The sequence below is a fragment of the Nocardioides albus genome (assembly GCF_014648255.1).
Taxonomy (GTDB): domain Bacteria; phylum Actinomycetota; class Actinomycetes; order Propionibacteriales; family Nocardioidaceae; genus Nocardioides; species Nocardioides albus.
In genome coordinates, this window is record NZ_BMQT01000007.1 from 21,313 (window position 1) to 27,568 (window position 6,256).

The 6,256-nt window shown below is 68.0% G+C and carries 7 protein-coding genes; 3 read left to right on the forward strand and 4 right to left on the reverse strand.

The features are described from left to right. The first annotated feature begins 54 nt into the window (after positions 1-54). Positions 55-528, forward strand: coding sequence for an RDD family protein (locus IEY84_RS15410; protein WP_229788717.1), 474 nt, complete (start codon positions 55-57; stop codon positions 526-528). Positions 529-594: 66 nt separating this feature from the next. After that, the gene (locus IEY84_RS15415; RefSeq protein ID WP_183545696.1) at positions 595-1,377 is read left to right on the forward strand and encodes an SCO4651 family lipoprotein; all 783 of its coding nucleotides are present in this window, start codon (positions 595-597) and stop codon (positions 1,375-1,377) included. A gap of 69 nt (positions 1,378-1,446) precedes the next feature. On the opposite strand, the gene IEY84_RS15420 is transcribed toward IEY84_RS15415, so the two are convergent. The 3 genes from IEY84_RS15420 to lipB form a co-directional block, all read right to left on the reverse strand. After that, positions 1,447-2,157, reverse strand: a complete 711-nt coding sequence (locus tag IEY84_RS15420) for a DUF4191 family protein (RefSeq protein WP_183545688.1) — start codon at positions 2,155-2,157, stop codon at positions 1,447-1,449. A gap of 35 nt (positions 2,158-2,192) precedes the next feature. Then, a complete protein-coding gene (lipA, locus tag IEY84_RS15425) occupies positions 2,193-3,170 on the reverse strand; it encodes a lipoyl synthase (RefSeq protein ID WP_183545685.1) in 978 nt (325 codons plus the stop codon). A 67-nt stretch (positions 3,171-3,237) separates the two neighbouring features. Then, entirely contained in the window at positions 3,238-3,972 is a 735-nt protein-coding gene (lipB, locus tag IEY84_RS15430) for a lipoyl(octanoyl) transferase LipB (RefSeq protein ID WP_183545683.1), read from the reverse strand. Between the two features lie 163 nt (positions 3,973-4,135). Between lipB and IEY84_RS15435 the strand changes: the two genes are divergently transcribed. Beyond that, positions 4,136-4,879: a LolA-like protein gene (locus IEY84_RS15435; RefSeq protein ID WP_183545681.1), complete on the forward strand. Its 744-nt coding sequence runs from the start codon at positions 4,136-4,138 to the stop codon at positions 4,877-4,879. Positions 4,880-5,050: 171 nt separating this feature from the next. Here the strand turns inward: IEY84_RS15435 and sucB are convergent. Next, a partial coding sequence (sucB, locus tag IEY84_RS15440; protein WP_229788718.1) for a 2-oxoglutarate dehydrogenase, E2 component, dihydrolipoamide succinyltransferase occupies positions 5,051-6,256 on the reverse strand: 1,206 nt, incomplete at its 5' end.

Genomic DNA, 6,256 nt, shown 5'->3' on the forward strand with positions numbered 1-6,256 from the left:
CGGCAACCATCCCGATCTCATCCCTCAAGACGTCGCCGCCTACGATTGGTCGTTGTGACCGGTACCGCCACTCCTGTGACGCCCACTCTGCCTTATCCCACCGCGAGCTGGGGAAGGCGCGTCCTGGCGCTCTTCATCGACTGGTTCGCCTCCTCGCTGGTGGCCTCGGTCTTCCTCGGGGCACGTGCGCTGCCGTTCGGGTCGCTGCTCGCCGGTGTCGATCCGCGGCCGACAGACAACCTGTGGATCCTGGTGGTCTTCGTCGTCCAGACGGCGGCCTTCACCTCGCTCGGCGGCGGCTCGTTCGGCAAGCTCGTCACCCGGTTGCGTACGGTGCGGGTGTCACCGGGCGCCCCGGACGTACGTCCGCCGGACCCGCTGCGGAGCATCGCGCGCCAGATCCTGGTCGTCCTCGTGGTGCCGCCGCTGGTCTTCCGCGCCGACCGCCGCGGGCTGCACGACCTGGCGGCAGGCACTGCCACGGTCACCCTCGAGACCTATCGACACGTGTTTCGCCGGGTGGGTTGAGAACACCTCGCGGGTAGGTTGGAGCGGTACGCCGCAGGCAGCGGCACACATTGAAGGGAAAGCTCAATGACGCGCAACCGTACTCTCGGGCCACGTGGCCTCTGGCGCCGCGCCGCCGCGGCGGGCGTGCTGGCCGTATCGCTCTCGGGTCTGGTCGCCTGCGGCAGTGGTGATGGCGCCGGTGGCGCCAGCGAGGGCGAATCGGTCTCGGCCGAGGAGATGACCGAGGTCATGAAGAAGGCGACCGACATCGACACCGCCCACTTCACCACGAAGATGGACGCGAAGGTGTCGGGTCAGACCGTCTCGATGACCGGCGAGGGCGACATCCAGATGGAGCCGTCTGCGCATCACTCCACCATGGAGATGAGCGGTGGCTCGATGAACATGGACCTCGAGACGATCCTCGTCGACGACAAGATCTACATCAAGGGCATGATGGGCGACTCGTGGATGACCGCGAGTGCCGACCAGCTCGCCCAGATGGGCGGCACCAGCCTGGAGTCGATGAGCAACCCGCTCGCCTTCTTCGACGGCATGGAGGAGTCGATCAAGTCCGCCAAGTTCGAGGGCGAGGAGAAGCTCGACGGCACCGACACCGAGCACTACAGCTTCAAGGTCGACTCCGCCGGACTCGCCAAGAACCTCGGCTCGGACAGCACCAGCGGCCTGCCCAAGACGATCAACCAGGACATCTGGGTCGACGGCGACGGCCTGCTCCGCAAGGCCGAGGTCGCCATGGGTGACATGGGCACCGTCGAGATGGTGCTCTCCAAGCTGGGCGAGGACGTGACCATCAAGGCGCCGCCCGCCGACCAGGTCACCGACATGCCGAGCATGGCTGGCTGATCCGGATCACGTACGCAGCAGGGCCGGTCCCCGTCGGGGGACCGGCCCTGCTTCTTCGTTCGGTTGGCCTCAGCGACCGCGGAGGTTGCCGCGCATGCCCTTCATCGAGGTCGGGACGGGGCCCTTCGGGATCGGCACGGCGCCGCGGGTGGCATCGACCGCCTTGAGGCGGTTGATGATGTCGGTGATCTCGGGACCGGCGACCTTGCGGCCGATCTTGGTGACGTGCTTGGTCAGCTGCGGGAGCGGGACCTCGTCCTCACCGTTGCCGGCGACGATGGTCGTGATCGGGACCTCGCCCAGGACCCGGGCGTGGTTGCGCTTGGTGCTGGCCAGCAGTGAGCGGACCTTGCTCGGGCTGTTGCCCTCGCCGACGAGCACGACTCCCGGAGGGCCGACCACGCGGTGGACCAGCGTCTGGCTGCGCGGCTCGACACCGACGGCCTGAGTGACGGTCCAGCCCCGGCGGAGCATGGTCAGGGCTGCGTACCCGCCACCGACCTGGCCCTCGAGCCGGGCGTACATCACCTTCTGCGCGCGCCGCGAGAAGACCAGCATCGCGGCGAGAAGGCCGGCCAGCAGGGCGGCGACGATCGTGAAGATCCAGGAGAAGATGCCCTCGCCGGGCAGGAACCAGAAGATCACGCCGGCGACCGCGGCGACGACCACGAAGATCGAGCCCAGGATGAGGCCGATCTTCGGGTCTGACTGCTTGGTGAGCTTGTAGGTCTCCACCATCTGCTGGCGGCGACTCATGGTGCTCGGATCGGTCTGGGACATCTTCCTCTTTCAGTCTTCAGGATTCGTACGCTGCGTCAGGCGCTGGTCTCGACAGGCTCGGGGCCACTACGTTCAGACCCCGACGCGGTGCGTGCTTCGATCGCCTGACGGTACAGCCGACCGGCGCGGTAGGACGAACGAACGAGCGGACCGGACATGACGCCCGAGAAACCGATCTCCTCGGCCTCGGTCTGGAGCTCGACGAACTCCTCGGGCTTGACCCAGCGCTCGACGGGGTGGTGGCGCACGCTCGGACGCAGGTACTGCGTGATCGTGATCAGCTCGCAGCCGGCCGCGTGCAGGTCGCGCAGCGCCTCGGAGACCTCTTCGCGGGTCTCGCCCATGCCGAGGATCAGGTTGGACTTGGTGACCAGGCCGAAGTCGCGGGCCTGGGTGATCACGTCGAGGCTGCGCTCGTAGCGGAACGCCGGACGGATCCGCTTGAAGATCCGCGGAACGGTCTCGACGTTGTGCGCGAGCACCTCGGGACGGGACTCGAAGACCTCCTGGAGAAGCTCCGGGATGCCGTTGAAGTCGGGGATGAGGTTCTCGACGCCGGTCTCGGGGTTCAGCTCGTGGATCTGCTTGACCGTCTCGGCGTAGAGCCAGGCACCGCCGTCGGCCAGGTCGTCACGGGCGACGCCGGTGATCGTGGCGTACTTCAGGCCCATGGTCTGCACGGACTCGGCCACGCGACGCGGCTCGTCACGGTCGAGGTCCTGCGGCTTGCCGGTGTCGATCTGGCAGAAGTCGCAGCGGCGGGTGCACTGGTCGCCGCCGATGAGGAAGGTGGCCTCGCGGTCCTCCCAGCACTCGAAGATGTTGGGGCAACCGGCCTCCTGGCACACCGTGTGCAGGCCCTCGGACTTCACCAGCGCGGTGAGCTCCTTGTATTCGGGCCCCATCTTCGCTTTGGTCTTGATCCACTCCGGTTTGCGTTCGATCGGGGTCTGCGCGTTGCGGACCTCGAGACGGAGGAGCTTGCGACCTTCTGGGGCAGGAGCTTGAGTCACCCCACAAGGGTACGCCGCGTGGTGGTGGAACCTCGAAGGCAGGCGGCTACTGGTCGGTCACACCGCTTCAGAGGCTGGGGGAGAGCAGCGGGACCCGCGGGGTCTTCGCGGGGTCGGGCTTGGGCTCGAGGCTCGGGCCCGGCTCGTAGTCGCGCCAGGAGAGCATCTCGGCGATCGTCTCGTGGAGCACCGGCATCGCCTCGGCGTTGCCGATCTCTCGCCCCGCCTCGATCGAGAGGGTGGTGACGCCCGCGTCGGAGATCCCGCACGGCACGAACCGCTCGTACCAACCCAGGTCGACGTCGCAGTTGAGCGCGATGCCGTGCATGGTCACGTGCTGGCTGACCCGCAGCCCGATCGCCCCGACCTTGCGCTCCAGGCGGCGTACGCCGTCCGGGGTCTCGCCCGCGGGCAGCCACACTCCGCTCCGACCCGGGACCCGGTAGACGGTGACTCCGAACTCGGCGCAGGTCAGGATCATCGCCTGCTCCAAGCGGCGTACGAAGTCGACGACCTTGACCTTCTCCGGCAGCCTCACGATCGGGTAGGCGACGATCTGGCCGGGGCCGTGGAAGGTCACCTCACCGCCGCGGTCGACGTCGATCACCGGTGCACCGCCGGGGTCTGCAGGCCGGTCCTCCGGCTTCGTACGCTTCCCGGCGGTGTAGGTCGGCGGGTGCTCGAGCAGGAGCACCGTGTCGGGGTCTTCGCGGTCGACGACGCGCTGGTGGACCTGCTTCTGCAGCTCCCAGGCGTCCAGGTAGTCGATCGTCCCGACATCGACGAAGCGCAGCTCACTCACGCGTCGATCGTACGCCCCGGAAAACAGGCGCCAGATCTCGGTTGTGTGACAGAAGACCGATTAGTCGACCGGGGTACGCGGCGCACTGACAGGATCCCTCTGTTTTCGGCTGGTCCCGCTCGGGAGTGATCCGCCATCAGATCATTTTCGAGAGGCAACACACGTGCAACCCAAGCAGAATCGGCGCCGTCTGGCCGCTGCAGTCCTCGCGTTCGCCGCGACGTCCACGCTCGCTGCCTGTGGCAGCGAGAGCGCCGAGAAGCCGGAGGCCGCGGCCGAGGTGGCGCCCGGTCTCGAGGCCGGGAGCAAGCTGTCCGAGGCGGACGCCAAGAAGCTCTTGAACACGGCGGTCGACGCGATGCCCACCGTCCACGTCACGATGGACATCAAAGCCGTCGAGGGCGGCAAGAACGTCACTGCGGAGTCCGAGGGCGACTTCCAGAGCGACCCCGCAGCCTTCCAGTCGAAGATGACGGTCGACGAGGCCGGTGTCGTCTCGATCGTCGAGCTCATCTCGGTCGGCGAGTCGACCTTCATGAGGGTCGACGGCGAGAAGCAGTGGATGAAGGACGACGGGATGCTCAGCGGCATGCTCACCGCGATGATGCCGAGCCCGTTCACGATGATCGAGAGCATCGAGGGCGAGATCTCGGAGGATTCCACGACCTACGTCGGCCAGGAAGAGGTCGCCGGCACGGAGGCCGCTCGTTACTCGTTCTCTGTCGGCGAGTCGGTGACCGGCGAGGGTGACGGCACGCTGGACAGCTGGGTCGACAGCGACGGCAAGCTGGTTCGTGTCCTCCTCGCCATGGGTGAGCACAACGAGATCTCCGTGGACTTCAGCAACCACGGTGAGAAGCTCGCCATCGCCGAGCCGGCTGCCGCCGACATCATGGACATGGGCTGATTCCAGAGCCTCGAGAGACGCCAGCGGCGCGGTCCCTGAGGACCGCGCCGCCGGTGTCTTGTTCGCTCTTGCGTAGATCTCGACCCGCGGATACGGCTTCGCGAGCTCAGCCGCACGCTCGCTCGATCTCTTCGCGTTGTGACCCTGCTCGTACCTCGCAGGGTCACAGGCTCAGAGCTCGAAGGCTCCGGCCTCCAGACGCTTCTTGACGTCCTGGAGGAAGCGGCCGGCGTCGGCACCGTCGACCAGGCGGTGGTCGTAGGTGAGCGCGACGTTGACCATGTAGCGCACCGCGATCGTCTCGCCGAGGTCCGGGTCGTCGATGACGACCGGGCGCTTCACGACCGCACCCGGGCCGAGGATGGCGACCTGCGGCTGGTTGATGATCGGGGTGTCGAAGAGCGCACCGAACGAACCCAGGTTGGTGATCGTGAAGGTGCCGCCGGAGAGTTCGTCCGGGGTGATCTTGTTGTTGCGCGTACGGTCCGCGACGTCGGCGATCTTCTTCGCGATGCCGGCGATCGAGAGGTCGCCTGCGTCCTTGACGACCGGGGTCAGCAGACCCTTCTCGGTGTCGACGGCGAAGGCGATGTTCTCGCGGTCGTAGTAGGTGACCGTGCCGGCCTCCATGTCGATCCCGGCGTTGAGCTTCGGGTGCACCTTGAGAGCGTCGATCGCGGCCTTGGCGAAGAACGGCAGGTACGTCAGCTTGACGCCCTCACGCTGCAGGAACCCGGCCTTGTTGGCCTCACGGAGGCGGGCGATGTTGGTGACATCGACCTCCATGACCTGGGTCAGCTGAGCCGCGGTGTGCAGCGACTCGGTCATCCGCTCGGCGATCACCTTGCGCAGGCGCGAGATCTTCTCGGTGGTGCCACGCAGCGGCGAGGCAGCAGCGGGGGCGGCGGCCGGAGCGGCCGAGGCCGCCGGAGCCGCAGCGGCCGGGGCAGCGGCGGGAGTCGACTTGGCTGCGGCCGCCTGGAGGATGTCCTCCTTGCGGATACGCCCACCGACACCGGAACCCTCGACGGTGTCCAGGTCGACGTTGTGCTGGGCCGCGAGCTTGCGCACCAGCGGGGTCACGTAGCCGCCGGGCTGGATCGCCGGGGAGCTCTCGGTGGCCGGCTCGGCGTGAGCCGGGGCAGCGGGAGCCGGGGCAGCCGGGGCAGCCGGGGCGGGCTTGGCCGCGGCAGGGGCCGGAGTCGGCTCGGGCTTGGCCTCGGGGGTGGGCTCCGGGGTCGGCTCGGGCTTGGCCTCGGGAGTGGGCTCGGGAGTGGGCTCCGGTGCCGGGGCGGCAGGCGCGGGCGCCTCGGCAGGTGCCGCGCCGGCGTCACCGACGAGCGCGAGCACGGCGCCCACCTCGACGGTCTCGTCCTC

What these genes read in the sequence shown, in the direction of transcription:
- IEY84_RS15415 (WP_183545696.1), top strand. Translation starts at nt 595, where the DNA reads ATGACGCGCAACCGTACTCTCGGGCCACGTGGCCTCTGGCGCCGCGCC.
- IEY84_RS15420 (WP_183545688.1), bottom strand. Translation starts at nt 2,157, where the DNA reads ATGTCCCAGACCGATCCGAGCACCATGAGTCGCCGCCAGCAGATGGTG.